The following is a 23666-nucleotide window of genomic DNA, read 5'->3' as shown; positions in this document are numbered from 1 at the left end:
AAAAGAGGTCAACCAGAGGGGCATACCCCTTAATACCCACTCGTAAAGAATTTAACATTTACGGAAAATACGATTGAAAAAATAATCTTTAAAAACAGATGGATATAGTTAAATGTCCAATCCTCCAAAAGGGGTATTTCAAAAATTACCCTCCGTTTTCATCCCTGTATGCCTTGATCGTTATCAATTCTCACGACCTTTCAGAGCGTTACCTTCGCTCTCAATCAAGCAATGTCGATTTATCAGAGAGCCGTCAGGCTCCACAGGAGAGAACCGATGAGTAAATTCCTGGACCGGTTTCGCTACTTCAAGCAGAAGGGTGAAACCTTTGCCAATGGGCACGGCCAGCTTCTCGAAACCAACCGGGACTGGGAGGATGGATATCGCCAGCGTTGGCAGCACGATAAAGTTGTGCGCTCAACCCACGGGGTTAACTGCACCGGCTCATGTAGCTGGAAAATCTACGTTAAAAACGGTCTGGTGACCTGGGAAACCCAGCAAACCGACTACCCACGTACCCGTCCGGACATGCCAAACCACGAGCCTCGTGGCTGTCCGCGTGGTGCGAGTTACTCCTGGTATCTCTACAGTGCTAACCGACTGAAATACCCGCTGATGCGCAAACGTCTGATGAAGATGTGGCGTGAGGCGAAGACACTGCACAGCGATCCGGTTGACGCCTGGGCGTCCATCATCGAAGACGCCGATAAAGCAAAAAGCTTTAAACAAGCGCGTGGTCGCGGTGGTTTCGTCCGTTCCTCCTGGCAGGAAGTGAATGAGCTGATTGCCGCTTCTAACGTCTATACCGTGAAAACGTACGGCCCGGACCGCGTAGCGGGCTTCTCGCCGATCCCGGCGATGTCGATGGTTTCTTATGCGTCCGGCGCGCGTTATCTCTCCCTGATTGGCGGCACCTGCCTGAGCTTCTACGACTGGTACTGTGACCTGCCACCGGCATCTCCGCAGACCTGGGGTGAGCAGACCGACGTGCCGGAATCCGCTGACTGGTACAACTCCAGCTACATCATCGCCTGGGGATCTAACGTTCCGCAGACCCGTACGCCGGATGCTCACTTCTTTACCGAAGTCCGTTATAAAGGCACCAAAACCGTTGCGGTAACGCCGGACTACGCTGAAATCGCCAAGCTGTGCGACCTCTGGCTGGCGCCGAAGCAGGGCACCGATGCGGCGATGGCGTTGGCAATGGGTCACGTCATGCTGCGTGAATTCCATCTCGACAATCCGAGCCAGTACTTTACCGACTACGTACGTCGCTACACCGACATGCCGATGCTGGTGATGCTGGAAGCGCGTGACGGTTACTATGCCGCGGGCCGTATGCTGCGCGCTGCTGACCTTGTGGATGCGCTGGGCCAGGAAAATAATCCGCAATGGAAAACCGTTGCCATTAACAACAATGGTGACATGGTTGCGCCGAACGGCTCGATCGGTTTCCGCTGGGGTGAAAAAGGCAAATGGAACCTCGAGCAGCGCGATGGTACGACCGGTGCCGAGACAGAACTGCAATTGAGTCTGCTGGGTAGCCAGGACGAGATCGCCGAGGTGGGCTTCCCGTACTTTGGCGGTGAAGGCACCGAGCACTTCAATAAAGTCGAACTGGAAAACGTGCTGCTGCACAAACTGCCGGCTAAACGCCTGCAACTGGCAGACGGCACAACGGCGCTGGTTACCACCGTCTATGACCTGACGATGGCTAACTACGGTCTGGAACGCGGTCTGAACGATGCCAACTGCGCCACCAGTTATGACGACATCAAAGCGTATACCCCGGCGTGGGCAGAACAGATTACCGGCGTACCACGTGCACAGATCACCCGCATCGCGCGTGAGTTTGCCGACAACGCCGATAAGACGCATGGCCGTTCGATGATCATCGTCGGTGCCGGTCTGAACCACTGGTATCACCTCGATATGAACTATCGTGGTCTGATCAACATGCTGGTGTTCTGTGGCTGTATCGGCCAGAGCGGCGGCGGCTGGGCGCACTATGTCGGCCAGGAAAAACTGCGTCCGCAGACCGGCTGGCAGCCGCTGGCGTTTGCCCTTGACTGGCAGCGTCCGGCACGTCACATGAACAGTACGTCGTACTTCTACAACCACTCCAGCCAGTGGCGCTATGAGACCGTTACCGCGCAGGAATTGCTGTCACCACTGGCGGATAAATCGCGCTACAGCGGTCATCTGATTGATTTCAACGTGCGTGCTGAGCGCATGGGCTGGCTGCCGTCCGCACCGCAGCTTGGTACCAACCCGTTGACTATCGCCGAAGACGCGAAGAAAGCCGGGATGACGCCGGTGGATTACACCGTCAAATCACTGAAAGAAGGTTCGATCCGTTTCGCGGCCGAGCAGCCGGAGAACGGGAAAAACCATCCGCGCAACCTGTTCATCTGGCGCTCCAACCTGCTGGGCTCGTCCGGTAAGGGGCATGAATACATGCTGAAATACCTGCTGGGAACTGAACACGGGATCCAGGGGAAAGATCTGGGTCAGCAGGGAGGCGTGAAGCCGGAAGAAGTGGAATGGCAGGACAACGGTCTCGACGGCAAGCTGGACCTGGTCGTGACGCTGGACTTCCGTCTGTCGAGTACCTGTTTGTACTCCGACATCGTGCTGCCAACGGCGACCTGGTATGAAAAAGACGACATGAATACCTCGGATATGCATCCGTTTATTCATCCGCTGTCTGCGGCCGTTGACCCGGCCTGGGAATCGAAAAGCGACTGGGAAATCTACAAGGCTATCGCGAAGAAATTCTCAGAAGTCTGCGTGGGGCATCTCGGGAAAGAGACAGATGTCGTCACGCTGCCGATTCAACACGATTCTGCCGCCGAACTGGCACAGCCGCTGGACGTGAAGGACTGGAAAAAAGGCGAATGCGATCTGATTCCGGGCGTCACCGCGCCGCACATTATGACCGTTGAACGCGATTACCCGGCGACTTATGAACGGTTCACCTCGATCGGCCCGCTGATGGAGAAAATCGGTAACGGCGGTAAAGGGATCGCCTGGAATACTCAGAGCGAAATGGACCTGCTGCGTAAGCTTAACTACACCAAGGCAGACGGCCCGGCAAAAGGCCAACCAATGCTCAACACCGCCATTGACGCGGCAGAGATGATCCTGACCCTGGCGCCGGAAACGAATGGCCACGTGGCGGTAAAAGCCTGGGCCGCGCTCAGCGAGTTTACCGGACGCGACCATACGCATCTGGCGACCAATAAAGAAGAGGAAAAAATCCGCTTCCGCGATATCCAGGCGCAGCCGCGTAAGATCATCTCCAGCCCGACGTGGTCCGGTCTGGAAGACGAACACGTCTCTTACAACGCCGGTTACACCAACGTACATGAGCTGATTCCGTGGCGTACGCTGACCGGTCGTCAGTCGCTGTATCAGGATCACCAGTGGATGCGTGATTTCGGCGAAAGCCTGCTGGTTTACCGTCCGCCTATCAACACCCGTTCGGTGAAATCAGTGATGGGCGAGAAATCCAACGGTAACCCGGAAAAAGCGCTCAACTTCCTGACGCCACACCAGAAATGGGGCATCCACTCTACCTACAGCGACAACCTGCTGATGCTGACCTTGTCACGCGGCGGCCCGATTGTGTGGATGAGTGAAACCGACGCCAAAGATTTGGGCATTGAAGATAACGACTGGATCGAAGTGTTCAACAGTAACGGTGCCCTGACGGCGCGTGCGGTGGTAAGCCAGCGTGTTCCGGCCGGGATGACCATGATGTATCACGCCCAGGAACGTATCGTGAACCTGCCAGGGTCTGAAATTACCCAGCAGCGCGGCGGGATCCACAACTCAGTGACCCGTATTACGCCAAAACCCACTCACATGATTGGTGGCTATGCGCAACTGGCCTACGGCTTTAACTACTACGGCACCGTCGGTTCAAACCGTGATGAATTTGTTGTGGTACGTAAGATGAAGAACATTAACTGGTTGGATGGCGAAGGCAATGACCAGGTACAGGAGAGCGTAAAATGAAAATTCGTTCACAAGTCGGCATGGTGCTGAATCTCGATAAGTGCATCGGCTGCCACACCTGTTCTGTGACCTGTAAAAATGTCTGGACCAGCCGCGAAGGGATGGAATACGCCTGGTTCAATAACGTGGAAAGCAAGCCAGGCGTTGGTTTCCCGAATGACTGGGAAAACCAGGAGAAATGGAAGGGCGGCTGGATCCGTAAAATCAACGGCAGACTGCAGCCGCGTATGGGGAACCGTGCGATGCTGCTCGGTAAAATTTTCGCCAACCCGCATCTGCCGGGAATTGACGACTATTACGAGCCGTTTGACTACGACTACCAGAACCTGCACAACGCGCCGGAAAGTAAGCACCAGCCGATTGCCCGTCCACGCTCGCTGATTACTGGCAAGCGGATGGACAAAATCACCAGCGGTCCGAACTGGGAAGAAATTCTGGGTGGCGAATTTGAAAAACGTGCCAGAGACCAGAACTTCGAAAACATGCAGAAGGCGATGTACGGTCAGTTTGAAAACACCTTCATGATGTATCTGCCGCGCCTGTGCGAGCACTGCCTCAACCCGGCGTGCGTGGCGACCTGCCCGAGCGGCGCTATCTACAAGCGTGAAGAAGACGGCATCGTGCTGATCGACCAGGATAAGTGCCGCGGCTGGCGGATGTGCATCACCGGCTGTCCGTACAAAAAGATCTACTTCAACTGGAAGAGTGGGAAGTCCGAGAAGTGCATCTTCTGTTATCCGCGTATTGAAGCTGGCCAGCCAACCGTCTGTTCCGAAACCTGCGTGGGCCGTATTCGTTATCTCGGCGTACTGCTGTATGACGCAGATGCGATTGAAAGCGCGGCGAGCACCGAACACGAAAAAGATCTGTATCAGCGCCAACTGGATGTCTTCCTCGATCCGAACGACCCGGTGGTCATCGAACAGGCGCTGAAAGACGGTATTCCATTGAGCGTGATTGATGCCGCACAGCAGTCGCCGGTTTATAAAATGGCGATGGACTGGAAGCTGGCACTGCCGCTGCATCCGGAATATCGCACGCTGCCGATGGTATGGTATGTGCCGCCGCTGTCCCCGATTCAGTCGGCGGCGGATGCGGGTGAGCTTGGCAGCAACGGCATTCTGCCGGACGTCGACAGCCTGCGTATTCCGGTTCAGTACCTTGCTAACTTGCTCACCGCAGGCGATACCCAACCGGTGCTGCTGGCGCTGAAACGGATGCTGGCGATGCGTCACTATAAACGTGCGGAAACCGTTGACGGTAAAGTGGATACCCGCGCGCTGGAAGAGGTGGGCTTAAGCGAAGCACAGGCGCAGGAGATGTACCGCTATCTGGCGATTGCCAACTACGAAGATCGTTTTGTCGTACCGAGTAGCCATCGTGAACTGGCGCGTGATGCGTTCCCGGAGAAAAGCGGTTGTGGCTTTACCTTCGGCGACGGTTGCCACGGTTCTGACACCAAATTCAACCTGTTCAACAGCCGCCGCATTGACGCCATCGATGTGACCAGCAAAACGGAGCCGCACCAATGATTGAACTCGTCATTGTTTCGCGTCTGCTCGAGTACCCGGATGCTGCCCTGTGGCAGCATCAGCAGGAACTGTACGATGCACTCGCGTCATCTGAAAATCTTGATAAAGAGGATGCGCATACGCTCAGCGTTTTCCTGCGCGATTTAACCGCGCAGGAGATGCTGGATGTGCAGGCCAACTACAGCGAACTGTTTGACCGCGGTCGGGCAACCTCGCTATTGCTGTTCGAACATGTCCACGGTGAGTCACGCGACCGCGGTCAGGCGATGGTTGATCTGATGGCGCAGTACGAGCAGCACGGTTTACAGCTCGACAGTCGTGAATTGCCGGATCATCTGCCGCTGTATCTGGAATACCTGGCACAGTTGCCGAAGCGCGAGGCGCTGGGCGGGTTGCAGGACATCGCCCCGATTCTGGCGCTACTGAGTGCGCGTCTGCAACAGCGTGAAAGCCGCTATGCGGTGCTGTTCGACCTGCTGCTGAAGCTGGCGAATGCGGCGATCGACAGTGACAAAGTTGCCGAAAAAATTGCCGATGAAGTTCGCGACGATACGCCGCAAGCGCTCGATGCGGTCTGGGAAGAAGAGCAGGTGAAATTCTTTGCCGATCAGGGCTGCGGCGAGTCTGAAATCTCCGCTCACCAGCGTCGTTTTGCCGGAGCCGTTGCGCCGCAATATCTGAATATCACCACCGGAGGACAGCAATAATGCACTTCCTGAATATGTTCTTCTTTGACATCTATCCGTATATCGCCGGGTCTGTGTTTCTGATTGGTAGCTGGCTGCGTTATGACTACGGTCAGTATACCTGGCGCGCCGCGTCCAGCCAGATGCTGGATCGCAAGGGGATGAACATGGCCTCAAACCTGTTCCACTTCGGGATTCTGGGGATCTTCGCCGGTCACTTCCTCGGTATGCTGACGCCGCACTGGATGTATGAAGCGTGGCTGCCTATTGAAGTGAAACAGAAGATGGCAATGATTGGCGGCGGCGCGGCGGGCCTGATGTGTCTCGTGGGCGGCGTGTTGTTGCTCAAACGTCGTCTGTTTAGCCCACGCGTGCGGGCGACCACCACCGGCGCAGACATCCTGATCCTCTCGCTGCTGGTGATCCAGTGTGCGCTGGGACTGTCGACCATTCCGTTCTCCGCCCAGCATATGGACGGCAGCGAAATGATGAAACTGGTGGGATGGGCGCAGTCTGTGGTGACGTTCCACGGGGGGGCATCGGCGCATCTGGAGGGGGTGGCGTTTATCTTCCGTCTGCACCTGGTACTGGGGATGACGCTGTTCCTGCTGTTCCCGTTCTCCCGTCTGGTACACATCTGGAGCGCGCCCGTGGAGTATCTGACGCGCAAATACCAGATTGTTCGCGCCCGTCACTGATGGGTGGCTTTATCAGAAACCTCGCATTTGCGGGGTTTTTTTTCGCCCCAGCCGAGGTTATTTCCTGCCGCCGCAAACAGAATTAACGCGCCGCCTGTCAGTTGTGTGGCGTTAAGTGAATGACCAAACACCACGTTATCGACGACGATCGCCACCACCGGATAAATAAAGGATAACGAACCGGTAACAGGCGTGGGCAATTTCTGAATGGCGCTGTACAGCAACTGGTACATGATGCCGGTATGAACAATCCCCAGCGTCAGTAAGATACCCCACGGGTATGCGTGGATGAGCGCCGGGAACTGGGCAAGCGGCAAGAGCATGACCACCCCCGTCAGCACCTGAATAAAAGCAATATGCTGTGGCGCGATGCTTCTCAGTCTGCGGGTAATGATTGCCGTCAGGGCGTAAAAGAACGCTGCACCAAGTGCGAGGGCCACACCGGTTAACCAGGCTGTAGGATGGCCTCCGGTCAGTTCACCCGATAATAAAATGACCACGCCACCAAAGGCGAGGAACAGCCAGCCCCATTTCACTGCACTGACTCGCTCGCCCATCAGCATTCCCATCATCACCAGCATAAAGGGCTGGGTGTTATACACCACGGTCGACAGACCGATTGAGATGCGCTCGTAGGCGGCAAACAGCAGCAACCAGTTTACGACCAGCGCGATGCCGCCCAGGATTGCCAGCCCCAACGTGACGCTGGTCAGCGGGCTAAACGGTTGTTTGCTGAGACGGATAAAGAGAAATAGCGCGATAGCCCCAATCAGGCAGCGCCAGAACACCACGTCAGTAACCGGCAGGCCGGAAAGAAACACAAACGCGCCGATTGAACCGGAAATCACCATTGCCAGGCTCATTTGCCAGACGCCTTGCTGAAGATCACGCATCACACACCTCCTGATTGAAGGCTCTATTTTCGAAAATGGCTGTTCGCTTTTACAGCGTTGATATAAGGTGAAATGCGTGAATAACTTTTTATTATCAGGAAAAATTGATGAATGACCTTATTGATGAAATCGACCGACGGATAGTAGCGTGTCTGGTAGAAGATGCGCGGATGTCATTAAAGGTATTGAGTGGTCGGGTAGGATTGACTTCACCGAGTACCGCTGAGCGTGTGAAACGCCTGGAAGAGCGCGGCGTCATTCAGGGATATGGCGCGCAGGTAAACCTGACTGCGCTGGGATATACCTTGCAGGCGCTGGTACGGGTTCGGCCTTTACCGGGCCTGCTTCATAAAGTGGATAAATATATTCAGGCGATGCCCGAATGTATTGAAAGCGACAAAGTGACCGGCGAGGATTGTTTCGTTATCCGGCTGGTGGTGCGCACCATCGATCAACTCGATACCTTGCTTGATGGACTTTCCGAGCATGCGCAGTGTAATACATCGATCGTGAAAAGCTCGCCGGTGAAGCGCAGATTGCCACCGATGTAGCGTTTTGCTGGGTGCCGTTCGAATCGAAATTTCCCCGCATGGGCAGAATACAGGGCAACATCAATTGATTTGGCAAAGGGATAACAGGGAAGTGATGGTGGTGGGGGAAGGATTACTCGGCGCGTTGCGCCTCGCCCTTCGGGTCGTTGCCTGCGGCAACGCTTTCTCGCTACGCTCGAATCGAACCTTAATCGAAGCTTCTCATCCTTCCCCGCATGGGCAGAATATAGGGAAACATCAATTGATTTGGCAAAGGGATAACAGGGAAGTGATGGTGGTGGGGGAAGGATTCGAACCTTCGAAGTCGATGACGGCAGATTTACAGTCTGCTCCCTTTGGCCGCTCGGGAACCCCACCAGGGGTAAATATATTGTCAGAACTTACAGCGTGAATGGTGGTGGGGGAAGGATTCGAACCTTCGAAGTCGATGACGGCAGATTTACAGTCTGCTCCCTTTGGCCGCTCGGGAACCCCACCACGGGGTAATGCGTTTTACTGGCCTGCTTCCATTTCGGGAAGCGGGGCGCATCATATCAAATGATGCGCCCCTGTAAAGCATTCCGGCGAGAAAAATAAACTGGTTGCCTGATTTTTACCCGTAAAGGCGTAAAAGCTAACCAATTCATTTCTCAGTCGATTAAAGAATAATCGTCCGGTTGCCGTACACAAACACGCGCTGGGCAAGTACCTGATACAACGCGCGGCTCAGAACGTTCTTTTCGACGTCGCGCCCGGCGCGCATCATGTCTTCGGCCGTGTAGGTGTGATCCACATGGATGACGTCCTGCATGATGATCGGACCTTCGTCCAGATTGTCATTCACGTAGTGTGCCGTCGCGCCGATGATCTTCACCCCGCGCTCATAAGCCTGGTGGTAAGGGCGTGCGCCGATGAACGCCGGCAGGAACGAGTGGTGAATATTAATAATCTGGTTCGGGAAGCGCGCCACAAACTCCGGTGTCAGCACGCGCATATATTTCGCCAGCACCACGTAATCCGGTTGGTGCGCGTCAATCGCGTCCGCCATCTTCTGATCGTGCTCTTCACGGGTTAATCCTTCGTGACTGACCAGCTCGAAAGGAATTTCAAAACGCTCGACCAGCGAACGCAGCGTTTCGTGATTACCAATCACGGCGGCGATATCCACATCCAGACCGCCATAGTTGGCTTTCATTAACAGATCGCCCAGACAATGCGCTTCTTTGGTGACCAGAATCACCACGCGACGGCGCCCGGCAGGATTCAACTCGCGAATGGAGCCTTCCGGTAAGGCGCTATCCAGATCGGCCAGCAGCGTGGCGTCGTTAAAAATGCCTTCCAGTTCGGTGCGCATGAAAAAACGACCGGTGCGGTGGTCTACAAACTCATTGTTCTGCACGATATTCAGTTCATGTTTGTAGCAAATATTCGTAATACGCGCGATAAGCCCCTTCTGGTCAGGGCAGATGGTACGAAGCACTTTTCGTTGTAAAGAATGCATTGCAGCGGTAATCCTGTTGATGATGTTTGCTGAGTGAATACTGTCGGGCAATTGACTAGCCGCAGCATTTTTTAAATTTTTTACCTGAGCCACAAGGGCAGGGGTCGTTGCGTCCAAATTGCGGGCGTGTACCATCGATATAGTACCACTGACCGTTTTCTTTTAAAAAACGAGAGCGTTCAATGATCGCCCCTGGTTTTTCGTGTTCGCGAAAACGGGCGACAAAACTGACGTAACCGGTGTTGTCCGCCTCAGACACGGTGTGTTCGAAAACGGTCAGCCCCAGCCATTCAGTTGTGGCAAATCCGGCACCGATCTCATCCCGGAAACGGGCCGCGTGACAGGCCGAATGCCAGGTCCTGATCAAATAATCTGCGTCTTTCATCACAAAAGCGCAGTAGCGCGAACGCATGAGGTGCAATGGATCGGGTGCGACTTGCTCGCCAGACAGATATCGGTGGCAACATAGGCTATACTCGACTGCGCTACCACAGGGACAAAGCTGAGACACAAAAAACTCCCTGATAAAAAAACGGCGTATAAAAAAGCCTGGGTAGCACTATGTTAACTGAGCGTTGGAGATGTTGCTACGCCCGTAAGCCAGGGGAAGTTTGTTGGTCAAATGAGAAAAATGAAAATAGGTCTGGCGCTGGGCTCAGGTGCTGCGCGAGGCTGGTCCCATATTGGTGTCATCAAAGCCCTCAAACACATGGGCATTGGTGTTGATATCGTCGCTGGGTGCTCCATCGGTTCGCTGGTTGGTGCCGCCTACGCCTGTAACAAATTGCCCGCGCTTGAAGAGTGGGTCTGTTCATTCAGCTATTGGGATGTCCTGCGTCTGATGGATCTCTCCTGGCGTCGGGGCGGACTGTTGCGCGGCGAGCGCGTCTTTAATCAATATCGCAACGTCATGCCCGTGGCTGAAATTGAACAGTGCAGCCGTCGGTTTGCGACGGTGGCGACCAATCTCAGCACGGGGCGTGAATTATGGTTTACGGAGGGCGATCTCCATCTTGCCGTTCGCGCCTCCTGTAGTATTCCCGGCCTGATGTCGCCCGTCGCTCACAATGGCTACTGGCTGGTGGACGGCGGCGTCGTTAATCCGGTTCCCATCTCACTGACCCGCGCGCTGGGCGCGGATATTGTGATTGCCGTCGATCTGCAACACGACGCGCATTTGATGCAACAGGATCTGTTGTCATTGAACGTCAGCGATGACAGCCCGGAGGGGGATAATGACGGACTTTCCTGGCATGCGCGCCTGAAAGAACGGTTGGGCAATATTACCGCCCGCCGTGTGGTGACAGCGCCAACCGCGATGGAAATCATGACCACCTCGATTCAGGTGCTGGAAAATCGTCTCAAGCGTAATCGCATGGCGGGCGACCCGCCGGATATCTTAATTCAACCGTTCTGTCCACAAATCTCCACCCTGGATTTTCATCGCGCCAGCTCTGCCATAGAAGCAGGGCGATTAGCGGTAGAGAAAAAGATGGACGAGCTTTTACCTCTGGTGCGTGCCGGCGTTTGACGCACCATTTTTAACTACACTTAAGCATATTCTGACAGGCGTGTGTGGCAATAGCATGCCACTATTGAGTAAAGCCAGTCAGGGGAGAGAACATGACGCAGCCATTGGTCGGAAAACAGATTCTAATCGTTGAGGACGAGCCGGTTTTCCGCTCGCTTCTGGATTCGTGGTTTTCCTCTTTGGGAGCGACAACAGCACTGGCGGCCGATGGCATAGAAGCACTGGACCGTTTAGCTGATTTCACACCCGATCTCATGATTTGCGATCTTGCAATGCCAAGAATGAACGGCCTCAGTCTGGTGGAGCATTTGCGTAATCGCGGTGACCAGACGCCGATTCTGGTGATCTCGGCGACAGAAAATATGGCGGATATTGCCAAAGCTTTACGTCTTGGCGTAGATGACGTCCTGCTGAAGCCGGTGAAAGACCTGACCCGACTGCGGGAAACGGTGTTTGCCTGCCTGTATCCGAATATGTTTAATTCCCGGGTTGAAGAAGAAGAGCGCCTGTTTCGCGACTGGGATGCGATGGTGGATAATCCTGCCGCCGCGGCAAAATTACTTCAGGAACTTCAGCCTCCGGTGCAGCAGATTATTTCGCATTGCCGGGTCAATTACCGACAACTGGTTTCGGCGGATAAGCCTGGACTGGTGCTGGATATCGCGCCACTTTCGGATAACGATCTCGCATTTTATTGTCTGGACGTTACCCGGGCTGGCGACAACGGTGTGCTGGCGGCGTTACTCCTGCGGGCGTTATTTAATGGTCTGTTACAGGATCAACTTGCACATCAGAATCAGCGTCTGCCGGAACTGGGGGCATTATTGAAACAGGTCAACCATCTGCTTCGCCAGGCCAATTTACCCGGACAGTTTCCGCTATTAGTTGGCTATTATCACAGTGAGCTTAAAAATCTGATTCTGGTTTCTGCCGGACTCAATGCGACATTAAATACCGGATTGCATAATGTGCAGATCAGTAACGGCGTTCCACTGGGAACGTTGGGTAATACTTACCTTAACCAAATTAGCCAACGCTGCGACGCCTGGCAGTGTCAAATTTGGGGGGCAGGAGGTCGGCTACGTCTTATGTTGTCTGCGGAATGAACAATCGAGAGGGCGGATGCAAATTGCCGTATCTGCCTTTCTCTGCGGGTGTTACTATCTGCGCCAGTCTTATACGTATTTATCTTAATTATACGAACACGCATCCTTTTCGGACCTGAGGCTTGTGTCAGTCCTGATATACTCGATGCGATACAGATTGATGAACACGTTCAATACATGAACAGTCCAGGAGAATTTAAATGGCTGCCATTAACACGAAAGTCAAAAAAGCCGTTATCCCGGTAGCGGGATTAGGAACCAGGATGTTACCGGCGACGAAAGCGATCCCGAAAGAGATGTTGCCGCTGGTTGATAAGCCATTAATTCAGTATGTCGTAAACGAGTGTATTGCTGCGGGCATCACTGAAATTGTACTGGTGACGCACTCCTCGAAAAATTCGATCGAAAACCACTTCGATACCAGTTTCGAACTGGAAGCGATGCTGGAAAAACGCGTTAAGCGCCAGCTACTCGAAGAAGTTCAGTCTATTTGTCCCCCACACGTCACGATAATGCAGGTTCGTCAGGGGCTGGCAAAAGGCCTGGGCCATGCGGTATTGTGCGCCCATCCCGTGGTTGGTAATGAACCTGTCGCGGTTATTTTGCCTGACGTTATTCTTGATGAGTTTGAGTCCGATTTATCCCAGGATAATCTGGCTGAAATGATCCGTCGATTTGATGAAACCGGAAATAGCCAGATTATGGTTGAACCGGTCGCGGATGTGACCGCATACGGTGTGGTTGACTGTAAAGGCGTACCGCTGGCACCAGGTGAGAGCGTGCCAATGGTGGGCGTTGTGGAGAAACCGAAAGCCGATGTTGCCCCGTCAAACCTGGCGATTGTTGGCCGCTACGTGTTGAGCGCGGACATCTGGCCTCTGCTGGCGAAAACCCCTCCAGGCGCGGGTGACGAAATTCAGTTGACCGACGCGATTGACATGCTGATCGAAAAAGAGACTGTTGAAGCCTACCATATGAAAGGAAAGAGCCACGACTGCGGCAATAAATTAGGTTATATGCAGGCGTTTGTGGAATATGGCATTCGACATAATTCGCTTGGTAGCGAATTTAAGGCCTGGCTCGAAGAAGAGATGGGTATTAAAAAGTAACCAGACGTTATAATTAACGAACTGAGACGGCGCTGACATCCAGCGCCGTTTTTTTATACCAACGCTTGATGAGAAATCGTCAGATTGCAGGCATAAAAAATCCCGCAGAGCGCGGGATTTTAAGCAAGGAGATTACAGATTATTCCTTAATCAGGAAATCGTCCAGTTGTTTACCTTGCTCTTCCATTGCTTTCTTGATCACTGCCGGAGTACGACCCTGACCAGTCCAGGTTTTAGTTTCACCGTTTTCGTCAACGTAGCTATATTTAGCCGGACGCGCTGCACGTTTAGCTTTGGTACCGGATTTAACCGCCGCCATGCTATTCAGCAGTTCATTCGGATCAATACCGTCAGCAATCAGCATTTCACGATATTGTTGCAGTTTACGAGTGCGCTCTTCAACTTCAGCGGCTGCCGCGCTTTCTTCTTCACGACGTTCGTTAACAACAACTTCTAATTTTTCCAGCATTTCTTCCAGCGTCTCAAGGGTACATTCTCTTGCCTGCGCACGAAGAGTACGGATGTTGTTCAGAATTTTAAGTGCTTCGCTCATTGTAGTAATCTCAAACTTATATTGGGGGTGGTTTGTTGAGCTAATAATAGAGCGTTAAATTCAGATGTGCAATAGCCAGGAATGTAAGGAATTCAAAATTGCCCTTTATTTTTTGCCTGCAATAAATATCCGAACTTAAATTTTTCTTGAAGGAACGCACAAAAAAAGGCTTATTGGCTGAGCGGTTACTCCTTTTTTCAGGCGAGAACATCCGGATTCAGGTCACATTTTCACATGATGAAATAGACATTCATTGTAGTGATTTCAACCTTTTGTATTAGTTTTGTTGATGGGCACAGTCTATTACTTCGCAACAGTTATGTAGAACAGTAACAATAAGTTCAGGGTTTCCATTAGGTCAGCGTTGATAAGCAGCGTTGATGAATATCAAACGCACATTACGACAAGAATGGGAGCCGCCGCGCATTGTTTGTTCAATTGTTAATTCGTATTTTCTGTACATTCGGCCCTACAGATTTTTCTCGCGCCGGGAGGGGGAGGCGGAAGATATAGCCAACGAGAACAGAACCTGGCACCGATAACGATTGAAATTATGCTACACTGCGCCCCGTCTTTATTTCACTTTGGTGAGGGTCTGTGGCCGATGGCACAGCTATATTTCTACTATTCAGCAATGAATGCAGGTAAGTCGACAGCCTTACTGCAATCTTCATACAATTACCAGGAACGCGGGATGCGTACTGTCGTATATACCGCGGAAATAGACGATCGTTATGGTGCGGGGAAAGTGAGTTCGCGTATCGGGTTGTCTTCTCCCGCCAAATTGTTTAACCAGAATTCATCGTTGTATGAAGAGATTGCAGCCGATAATGCGCGTCAACCTATTCATTGCGTGCTGGTGGATGAATGTCAGTTTTTAACCCGGCAGCAGGTTTATGAATTATCGGAAGTTGTTGATCAACTGGATATTCCGGTGTTGTGCTACGGATTACGCACTGATTTTCGCGGTGAACTGTTTGTGGGTAGCCAATACCTGTTGGCGTGGTCAGATAAGCTGGTGGAATTAAAAACGATCTGCTTCTGCGGGCGTAAAGCAAGTATGGTGTTGCGTCTTGATCAGGCGGGCAGACCCTACAATGAAGGCGAGCAGGTAGTTATTGGCGGCAACGAGCGGTATGTCTCGGTCTGTCGTAAGCATTATAAGGAAGCGCTGGAGGAGGGCTCTCTGACGGCGATACAGGAACGCCATAGCCACGACTAATTTTACCTACTGATAAACGCTTAGCGACGTGCTGAACCGTTTACAGACCCGACCGTGGGGCGACAACAGAGACGGATTTCGGAGATAAAAAAGCGGCCTCATCAGAGGCCGCTTTTACGTTGTAACAGTTCAGCGAGAATTACGCAGATTTCTTTGCTTTTTTCTCTGCTTTCGGAGCAGCGGCTACTTCTTTCGCCGCTGGGGTGCCTTCAGAGAACTCACGACCGTAGAAGGTATCCAGCAGGATCTGTTTCAGTTCGGAGATCAGCGGGTAGCGCGGGTTAGCGCCGGTGCACTGGTCATCGAATGCATCTTCAGACAGCTTGTCAACGTGAGCCAGGAAGTCAGCTTCCTGAACGCCTGCTTCACGGATTGACTTCGGAATACCCAGTTCAGCTTTCAGGCTTTCCAGCCATGCCAGCAGTTTCTCAATCTTCGCAGCAGTACGGTCGCCCGGTGCGCTCAGACCCAGATGGTCTGCGATCTCAGCATAACGACGGCGTGCCTGCGGACGGTCATACTGGCTGAAGGCAGTCTGTTTAGTCGGGTTGTCGTTCGCGTTGTAGCGAATAACGTTGCTGATCAACAGGGCGTTCGCCAGACCATGCGGAATGTGGAACTGTGAGCCCAGTTTGTGCGCCATGGAGTGACACACGCCGAGGAAGGCGTTCGCAAACGCGATACCGGCGATAGTGGCTGCACTGTGAACACGTTCACGGGCGACCGGGTTTTTAGACCCTTCGTTGTAAGACGCCGGCAGGTTTTCTTTCAGCAGTTTTAGCGCTTGCAGTGCCTGACCATCAGAGAACTCAGAAGCCAGTACGGAAACGTAAGCTTCCAGGGCGTGAGTGACGGCATCCAGACCACCGAAGGCACACAGGGACTTCGGCATGTCCATGACCAGGTTAGCATCGACAATTGCCATATCCGGGGTCAGGGCGTAGTCAGCCAGCGGGTATTTCTGACCGGTCGCATCGTCAGTAACAACCGCAAACGGAGTTACTTCAGAACCGGTACCAGAAGTGGTGGTGACCGCAATCATTTTCGCTTTGACACCCATTTTCGGGAACTTGTAGATACGTTTACGGATGTCCATAAAGCGCAACGCCAGTTCTTCGAAGTGAGTTTCCGGATGTTCGTACATCACCCACATGATTTTCGCGGCGTCCATCGGGGAACCGCCACCCAGCGCAATGATCACGTCAGGTTTGAAGGAGTTTGCCAGCTCTGCACCTTTACGGACAACAGAGAGCGTCGGGTCCGCTTCCACTTCAAAGAACACTTCAGTTTCAACGCCAGCCGCTTTCAGCACAGAGGTGATCTGGTCTGCATAACCGTTGTTGAACAGGAAGCGGTCAGTCACGATGAGCGCACGTTTGTGGCCATCAGTAATCACTTCATCCAGCGCGATTGGCAGTGAGCCACGGCGGAAGTAGATAGATTTCGGAAGTTTGTGCCACAACATGTTTTCAGCTCGCTTAGCAACGGTTTTCTTGTTGATCAGGTGTTTCGGACCAACGTTTTCAGAGATGGAGTTACCACCCCAGGAACCACAACCCAGAGTCAGGGAAGGTGCGAGTTTGAAGTTATACAGGTCACCGATACCACCCTGAGATGCCGGGGTGTTGATCAGGATACGTGCGGTTTTCATCATCTGACCGAAGTAAGCCACGCGCTCCGGCTGGTTGTCCTGGTCGGTGTACAGGCAAGAGGTATGACCGATACCGCCCATCGCCACCAGTTTCTCCGCTTTAATGACCGCGTCTTCAAAATCTTTCGCACGGTACATCGCCAGCGTCGGGGACAGTTTTTCGTGAGCGAACGGTTCGCTCTCATCAACCACTTTCACTTCACCGATCAGGATTTTAGTGGTTTCTGGCACAGTGAAACCTGCCAGTTCAGCGATTTTGTACGCAGGCTGACCTACGATAGCGGCGTTCAGCGCGCCATTTTTCAGGATCACGTCCTGAACCGCTTTCAGTTCTTTGCCTTGCAGCATGTAGCCGCCATGGCTGGCGAAACGTTCGCGAACGGCATCGTAAACGGAATCAACCACAACAACAGACTGTTCAGAAGCACAGATAACACCGTTGTCGAAGGTTTTGGACATCAGTACAGAGGCGACTGCACGTTTGATATCAGCGGTTTCATCAATTACCACTGGCGTGTTACCTGCGCCCACACCGATAGCGGGTTTACCGGAGCTGTATGCGGCTTTAACCATGCCCGGACCACCGGTCGCCAGAATCAGGTTGATATCCGGGTGGTGCATCAGTGCGTTAGACAGTTCAACGGAAGGTTGATCGATCCAGCCAATCAGATCTTTCGGCGCACCGGCAGCGATAGCAGCCTGCAGTACGATATCGGCCGCTTTGTTGGTAGCATCTTTTGCACGCGGATGCGGAGAAAAGATGATCGCGTTACGGGTTTTCAGGCTAATCAGAGACTTAAAGATTGCCGTAGAGGTTGGGTTAGTGGTTGGTACGATACCGCAGATGATACCAATTGGTTCAGCAATGGTGATGGTCCCGAAGGTGTCGTCTTCAGACAGCACGCCGCAGGTTTTTTCATCTTTGTAAGCGTTATAGATGTATTCAGAAGCAAAGTGGTTTTTAATCACTTTATCTTCGACGATACCCATACCGGATTCGGCAACGGCCATCTTCGCGAGAGGAATTCGAGCATCTGCAGCAGCCAGAGCGGCGGCGCGGAAGATTTTATCAACTTGTTCTTGAGTGAAACTGGCATATTCACGCTGGGCTTTTTTGACGCGCTCGACGAGTGCGTTAAGTTCAGCGACATTAGTAACAGCCATAATGCTCTCCTGATAATGTTAAACTTTTTTAGTAAATCATCTGCTCGATACGTGAGTATAGACAGCGGGCGTTAGTTTGTATAACAGCCAGAAAATCAATTGGTTACTTAACGTTCAGTTTGCTCTGATTTACTAAAAGAGCTTATGCGTCAGCGTCATCTAACTCTAACGCGTTACTTCCAGGTGGCGTAAGCAAGGTTACTCACTTCTGAGTAGCGATTACGTGATCTGGATCAAGATTTAGCAAAGCTGACACCTTTCAGCAGGCTGTTTTAGCCCTAAACATTAAGTGTTGTGTAATTGTAGTGGTGAATAGGTTTCAAATTATCATAATTAAAACATATTAGTAACACTCAGGAATGGTAGCAATTTTACGTTTGCCCTGGTGAAATGTGCTGTGAAAAGGCGTATCTTCAGCACGGTTTTTACCCGGTTATTTTAACTTACTTTATACGGCTAACGCTTCGGAGCTAACCGTGATCCAAACGCTGTTTGATTTTCCTGTTTATTTTAAATTTTTCATCGGGTTGTTCGCGTTAGTGAACCCGGTTGGGATTATTCCTGTCTTCATCAGTATGACCAGCTACCAGACAGCGGCGGCGCGCAACAAAACGAACCTCACTGCTAACCTGTCCGTTGCGATCATTCTGTGGACCTCGCTATTCCTCGGCGACGGCATTCTGCAACTGTTCGGTATCTCAATTGATTCGTTTCGTATCGCCGGCGGGATCCTTGTGGTCACCATTGCGATGTCGATGATTAGCGGCAAACTGGGTGAGGATAAGCAGAACAAGCAGGAAAAATCAGAAACGGCGATCCGTGAAAGTGTAGGTGTGGTTCCCCTGGCGCTGCCGCTGATGGCAGGCCCCGGCGCGATCAGTTCAACCATTGTGTGGGGAACGCGTTATCACAGTGTGATGTACCTGCTTGGCTTCTTTGTGGCGATTGCGCTTTTTGCCCTGTGCTGTTGGGGACTCTTCCGCATGGCACCGTGGTTGGTGCGTGTTCTGGGCCAAACGGGTATTAACGTGATTACCCGAATTATGGGGCTACTCTTAATGGCGCTGGGCATCGAGTTTATTGTCACCGGTATTAAGGCCATATTTCCAGGACTTTTAAGCTAATTCGCTTTCAGATGAAATATCCCACGGAGCTGTTCACGGCTCCGTCTTTTTTATCATCCCGTCTCGTCACCTTTCTTACTTTCAGTCCCGCCTACCGGGAATCACTGATGCCTCTGTCGGTATTAAGTCCCTTGATTTAACAGTCTTTTTAATCCCTTTGCGAGGCTCTGCATTGTTATTTTGCTCACATCACAATCCGGGGCTTGCTGAAGGATAATTGAGATGATATTAGTTAATTCAATGAACTCGCAGATGAATGTGCTAAAAAATAACCAATTGTTAAATTTTTGTATATTTATACGCCTTTTGCAGAGATCAAGGGTCTCAGACGAATGGGGTATCAATAATTGATTGATTGCTAAGCGATTGTTGTTATTTTGCTTGTTTCGGAACGTTCCGCCGGAACGCAATTTTTTCTCTAAAAGAGAATTGCTTAACAAATCTGTAAATTGTATTGGCGGTTAATAAATGCTTTTGTTACTTTCCGACAGTTCATATTGCAGCGGATTGCTTGTTGATGAGAATAAATATCAACTAAGCAGTCTGGCCACTATTCATGCGCCCCCTGACAGGGGAGGTGCATAACGAATCGACGTAAGGTGATCAAACGAATCGCCAGAATAAATAAAGTCGGTGATAGCAGGCAGTAAACGACCTGGCAGCTGAAAGTCTCCGAAGCTGATCAGAGATCCCTGACGGGATTAACAGGCTGGTGATAAAACCAGTAATTATAATGAGGGAGTACAAACACAATGACCAACACGAAGAAAAGTTTAGTGGCGGCAGGAATTTTAACTGCGCTCATCGCCGGAAATGTCGCGACAGCTGCCGTCGTCCCCGCAGGTGTGCAACTGGCGGAAAAGCAGACGCTGGTGCGAAATAATGGTTCGGAAGTTCAGTCTCTCGATCCGCATAAAATCGAAGGGGTGCCGGAATCCAATATCAGCCGCGATCTGTTTGAAGGTTTAATCATCAGTGACGTCGACGGTAAACCGTCTCCGGGCGTGGCTGAGAAATGGGAAAATAAAGATTTTAAAGTCTGGACATTCCATCTGCGCAAAGACGCAAAATGGTCTGATGGCTCACCGGTGACGGCTCACGATTTTGTTTACAGCTGGCAGCGTCTGGCGAATCCGAATACCGCATCCCCGTACGCCAGTTATCTGCAGTATGGTCATATCGTCAATATTGATGACATCGTTGCCGGCAAGAAACCGCCAACCGATCTTGGCGTTAAAGCCATTGATGATAATACCTTTGAAGTGACCCTCAGCGAGCCTGTACCTTATTTCTACAAACTGCTGGTGCACTCATCCGTTTCCCCGGTTCCTAAAGCCGCCGTTGAAAAATACGGTGAGAAGTGGACTCAGCCAGCCAATATCATCACCAACGGTGCGTATAAGCTGAAAGACTGGGTGGTTAACGAGCATATCGTGCTCGAGCGCAATCCTAATTACTGGGACAACGCCAAAACGGTCATTAATCAGGTGACGTACCTGCCGATCGCATCAGAGGTGACAGACGTTAACCGTTACCGCAGCGGTGAAATCGACATGACCTATAACAACATGCCGATTGAACTGTTCCAGAAACTGAAAAAAGAGATCCCGAACGAAGTTCACGTTGACCCGTATCTGTGCACCTACTATTACGAAATCAATAACCAGAAAGCACCGTTTACGGATGTCCGCGTGCGTACCGCGCTTAAGCTGGCGCTGGACCGCGATATTATCGTTAATAAAGTGAAAAACCAGGGCGACCTGCCGGCATACAGCTTCACGCCTCCGTATACTGACGGCGCAAAACTGGCTGAACCAGAATGGTTTGGCTGGACGCAGGAAAAACGTAACGAAGAAGCGAAAAAATTACTGGCCGAAGCCGGATATACCGCTGATAAACCGTTGACCTTCAACCTGCTGTATAACACGTCCGATCTGCACAAGAAACTGGCTATCGCCGCGGCGTCCATCTGGAAGAAAAACTTAGGTGTGAACGTCAAGCTGGAAAACCAGGAATGGAAAACCTTCCTCGATACGCGTCATCAGGGCAACTATGATGTTTCTCGTGCGGCCTGGTGTGCGGATTACAACGAACCGACCTCCTTCCTGAACATGGTGTTGTCTGACAGCTCAAACAACACGACGCATTATAAGAGCCCGGCGTTTGACAAGATCCTTGCCGATGCGCTGAAAGCAACGAATGAAGAGCAGCGTACTGAGCTTTACGGCAAAGCCGAGCAGCAGCTTGATAAAGATTCTGCGATTGTGCCGGTGTTCTACTACGTCAACGCCCGTCTGGTGAAACCGTGGGTGGGCGGTTATACCGGTAAAGACCCGATGGATAATATCCACGTCAAAGATTTGTATATTATCAAGCATTAATGGCAAAGGGTGGGGCAGCAAACGTTGCCCCACAGTGTCTTTTTTCGTCGACTCTCAACACCTCTCATTAGCGGTTCTGCGTGAAGGGGTGTAAAGGCACACGCCAGAAGGTACGGGCAATGTTGAAATTTATTCTACGCCGCTGTCTGGAAGCAATTCCGACGCTGTTTATTCTTATTACCATTTCGTTCTTTATGATGCGTCTTGCGCCGGGAAGTCCCTTCACCGGTGAACGCGCGCTGCCGGCAGAAGTTCTGGCAAACATTGAAGCGAAATACCATCTTAACGACCCTATCATGACCCAGTATTTCAGCTATCTGAAGCAACTGGCGCACGGTGATTTCGGTCCTTCCTTTAAATACAAAGATTATACGGTTAACGACCTGGTCGCTTCGAGTTTTCCGGTATCGGCGAAACTGGGTCTTGCCGCCTTTTTTCTGGCCGTGATCCTCGGGGTGAGCGCTGGCGTAATTGCCGCGTTGAAGCAAAACACGCGATGGGACTATGCGGTCATGGGGGTGGCGATGACCGGGGTGGTCATACCGAGCTTTGTGGTCGCGCCTCTGCTGGTCATGATATTTGCGATCACCCTCAAATGGCTGCCGGGTGGCGGCTGGAATGGCGGGGCGCTGAAATTTATGATCCTGCCGATGGTGGCGTTATCACTGGCCTATATTGCCAGTATTGCGCGTATCACCCGTGGCTCAATGATTGAAGTGCTGCACTCAAACTTCATTCGCACCGCGCGAGCGAAAGGGCTGCCGATGCGCCGTATTATTTTCCGCCATGCGTTGAAACCGGCGTTACTCCCGGTGCTCTCCTATATGGGACCGGCATTTGTCGGGATTATCACAGGTTCAATGGTCATTGAGACAATCTATGGTTTGCCGGGGATTGGTCAGCTGTTTGTTAACGGCGCGCTGAACCGCGATTACTCGCTGGTTCTCAGCCTGACGATCCTCGTGGGGACATTGACCATTGTCTTTAATGCGATTGTTGACGTGCTCTATGCCGTCATCGACCCGAAAATTCGTTACTGATACTGGAGCTCGCGATGATGTTAGGTAAGAAAAACAGCGAAGCGCTGGAGAATTTCAGTGAGAAGCTGGAGGTCGAGGGGCGCAGCCTGTGGCAGGATGCTCGCCGTCGTTTTATGCATAACCGCGCTGCGGTTGCCAGTCTGATCGTGTTGGTGATGATTGCGCTGTTCGTGACGCTGGCACCGATGCTGTCGCAGTTCACCTACTTCGATACCGACTGGGGCATGATGTCCAGCGCGCCGGATAGCGAGTCTGGTCACTATTTTGGTACCGACTCCTCTGGACGCGACCTGCTGGTGCGCGTGGCGATTGGCGGGCGGATCTCGCTGATGGTCGGCATCGCGGCCGCGCTCGTTGCGGTGGTCGTGGGGACGCTGTACGGCTCGCTTTCAGGCTATCTGGGCGGCAAAATCGACTCGGTGATGATGCGCCTGCTGGAAATCCTCAACTCCTTCCCGTTTATGTTCTTCGTTATCCTGCTGGTCACCTTCTTCGGGCAAAATATTCTGCTGATTTTTGTGGCGATCGGGATGGTTTCCTGGCTGGATATGGCGCGTATTGTGCGCGGGCAAACCCTGAGCCTGAAGCGGAAAGAATTTATTGAAGCCGCGCAGGTGGGCGGCGTGTCGACCGGTAACATCGTCCTGCGTCATATTGTGCCTAACGTGCTGGGCGTGGTGGTGGTGTACGCATCCTTGCTGGTGCCAAGCATGATCCTGTTCGAATCGTTCCTCAGCTTCCTGGGGCTGGGGACGCAGGAGCCGCTGAGCAGTTGGGGCGCGTTGCTGAGCGATGGCGCCAACTCGATGGAAGTGTCGCCGTGGCTACTGCTGTTCCCGGCCGCTTTTCTGGTGGTGACGTTGTTCTGTTTTAACTTTATTGGCGATGGCTTGCGTGATGCCCTCGACCCGAAAGACCGTTAAGG

Annotated in this window: 18 protein-coding genes, 2 tRNA genes and 1 other RNA gene; 13 read left to right on the top strand and 8 right to left on the bottom strand. The window is 52.2% G+C overall.

What is annotated here, in order from left to right:
• Positions 1–276 precede the first annotated feature (276 nt).
• Genes ACQ0PY_RS13030 through narI form a run of 4 tightly spaced genes read left to right on the top strand, consistent with a single transcriptional unit; the run spans position 277 to position 6936 of the window.
• On the top strand, positions 277–4020 hold the full coding sequence (locus ACQ0PY_RS13030; RefSeq protein ID WP_109740776.1) for a nitrate reductase subunit alpha: 3744 nt from the start codon (positions 277–279) through the stop codon (positions 4018–4020).
• Positions 4017–5552: a nitrate reductase subunit beta gene (gene narH / locus ACQ0PY_RS13025; protein ID WP_109740293.1), complete on the top strand. Its 1536-nt coding sequence runs from the start codon at positions 4017–4019 to the stop codon at positions 5550–5552. Before ACQ0PY_RS13030 ends, narH begins: the two co-directional genes overlap by 4 nt.
• Positions 5549–6259 (top strand): nitrate reductase molybdenum cofactor assembly chaperone, encoded by a 711-nt coding sequence (gene narJ / locus ACQ0PY_RS13020; protein ID WP_044327859.1) that lies wholly within the window; start codon positions 5549–5551, stop codon positions 6257–6259. The genes narH and narJ overlap by 4 nt, the downstream gene beginning before the upstream one ends.
• A complete protein-coding gene (narI, locus tag ACQ0PY_RS13015; RefSeq protein ID WP_044257700.1) occupies positions 6259–6936 on the top strand; it encodes a respiratory nitrate reductase subunit gamma in 678 nt (225 codons plus the stop codon). Before narJ ends, narI begins: the two co-directional genes overlap by 1 nt.
• Here narI and ACQ0PY_RS13010 read toward each other — a convergent pair.
• Complete coding sequence (locus ACQ0PY_RS13010) at positions 6930–7829, bottom strand: DMT family transporter (protein WP_109740292.1); 900 nt, start codon at positions 7827–7829, stop codon at positions 6930–6932. The two genes, narI and ACQ0PY_RS13010, sit on opposite strands and share 7 nt — an antisense overlap.
• Before the next feature lie 107 nt (positions 7830–7936).
• Between ACQ0PY_RS13010 and ACQ0PY_RS13005 the strand changes: the two genes are divergently transcribed.
• A complete protein-coding gene (locus tag ACQ0PY_RS13005) occupies positions 7937–8380 on the top strand; it encodes an Lrp/AsnC family transcriptional regulator (protein WP_044257703.1) in 444 nt (147 codons plus the stop codon).
• Positions 8381–8475: 95 nt separating this feature from the next.
• Here the strand turns inward: ACQ0PY_RS13005 and ACQ0PY_RS13000 are convergent.
• From ACQ0PY_RS13000 to ACQ0PY_RS12980, 5 genes are all read right to left on the bottom strand, one after another.
• A non-coding RNA gene (locus tag ACQ0PY_RS13000) (RtT sRNA) lies at positions 8476–8606 on the bottom strand.
• A 46-nt stretch (positions 8607–8652) separates the two neighbouring features.
• Positions 8653–8737, bottom strand: a tRNA-Tyr gene (locus ACQ0PY_RS12995).
• A 35-nt stretch (positions 8738–8772) separates the two neighbouring features.
• Positions 8773–8857 (bottom strand) — tRNA-Tyr (locus ACQ0PY_RS12990).
• A gap of 160 nt (positions 8858–9017) precedes the next feature.
• On the bottom strand, positions 9018–9860 hold the full coding sequence (gene purU / locus ACQ0PY_RS12985; RefSeq protein WP_043000499.1) for a formyltetrahydrofolate deformylase: 843 nt from the start codon (positions 9858–9860) through the stop codon (positions 9018–9020).
• Between the two features lie 55 nt (positions 9861–9915).
• A complete protein-coding gene (locus tag ACQ0PY_RS12980; protein ID WP_109740291.1) occupies positions 9916–10371 on the bottom strand; it encodes a YchJ family protein in 456 nt (151 codons plus the stop codon).
• 111 nt (positions 10372–10482) lie between these two features.
• Here ACQ0PY_RS12980 and rssA point away from each other — a divergent pair, with 111 nt between their 5' ends.
• The 3 genes from rssA (at position 10483) to galU (ending at position 13606) form a co-directional block, all read left to right on the top strand.
• A complete protein-coding gene (gene rssA, locus ACQ0PY_RS12975) occupies positions 10483–11391 on the top strand; it encodes a patatin-like phospholipase RssA (protein WP_109740290.1) in 909 nt (302 codons plus the stop codon).
• Between the two features lie 92 nt (positions 11392–11483).
• Positions 11484–12497 (top strand): two-component system response regulator RssB, encoded by a 1014-nt coding sequence (gene rssB, locus ACQ0PY_RS12970; protein WP_043000502.1) that lies wholly within the window; start codon positions 11484–11486, stop codon positions 12495–12497.
• 200 nt (positions 12498–12697) lie between these two features.
• The gene (gene galU, locus ACQ0PY_RS12965; RefSeq protein ID WP_043000503.1) at positions 12698–13606 is read left to right on the top strand and encodes a UTP--glucose-1-phosphate uridylyltransferase GalU; all 909 of its coding nucleotides are present in this window, start codon (positions 12698–12700) and stop codon (positions 13604–13606) included.
• Between the two features lie 139 nt (positions 13607–13745).
• Here the strand turns inward: galU and hns are convergent, their stop codons facing one another.
• Positions 13746–14159 (bottom strand): histone-like nucleoid-structuring protein H-NS, encoded by a 414-nt coding sequence (gene hns, locus ACQ0PY_RS12960; RefSeq protein WP_042318627.1) that lies wholly within the window; start codon positions 14157–14159, stop codon positions 13746–13748.
• Between the two features lie 604 nt (positions 14160–14763).
• Between hns and tdk the strand changes: the two genes are divergently transcribed.
• Positions 14764–15381: a thymidine kinase gene (tdk, locus tag ACQ0PY_RS12955; protein ID WP_044257707.1), complete on the top strand. Its 618-nt coding sequence runs from the start codon at positions 14764–14766 to the stop codon at positions 15379–15381.
• 139 nt (positions 15382–15520) lie between these two features.
• Here tdk and adhE read toward each other — a convergent pair whose 3' ends face one another.
• Entirely contained in the window at positions 15521–18196 is a 2676-nt protein-coding gene (gene adhE, locus ACQ0PY_RS12950) for a bifunctional acetaldehyde-CoA/alcohol dehydrogenase (RefSeq protein WP_043000504.1), read from the bottom strand.
• A gap of 476 nt (positions 18197–18672) precedes the next feature.
• Here adhE and ychE point away from each other — a divergent pair, with 476 nt between their 5' ends.
• From ychE to oppC, 4 genes are all read left to right on the top strand, one after another.
• A complete protein-coding gene (gene ychE / locus ACQ0PY_RS12945) occupies positions 18673–19320 on the top strand; it encodes an NAAT family transporter YchE (RefSeq protein WP_043000505.1) in 648 nt (215 codons plus the stop codon).
• Positions 19321–20072: 752 nt separating this feature from the next.
• Positions 20073–21701: an oligopeptide ABC transporter substrate-binding protein OppA gene (gene oppA, locus ACQ0PY_RS12940; RefSeq protein WP_043000506.1), complete on the top strand. Its 1629-nt coding sequence runs from the start codon at positions 20073–20075 to the stop codon at positions 21699–21701.
• 119 nt (positions 21702–21820) lie between these two features.
• The gene (gene oppB, locus ACQ0PY_RS12935) at positions 21821–22741 is read left to right on the top strand and encodes an oligopeptide ABC transporter permease OppB (RefSeq protein WP_043000507.1); all 921 of its coding nucleotides are present in this window, start codon (positions 21821–21823) and stop codon (positions 22739–22741) included.
• A gap of 14 nt (positions 22742–22755) precedes the next feature.
• Positions 22756–23664 (top strand): oligopeptide ABC transporter permease OppC, encoded by a 909-nt coding sequence (gene oppC, locus ACQ0PY_RS12930; protein WP_044267192.1) that lies wholly within the window; start codon positions 22756–22758, stop codon positions 23662–23664.
• Positions 23665–23666 lie beyond the last annotated feature (2 nt).

This window comes from Citrobacter sp. LST-B2, assembly GCF_057983045.1.
This window is presented reverse-complemented; position numbering and strand designations above follow the sequence as displayed.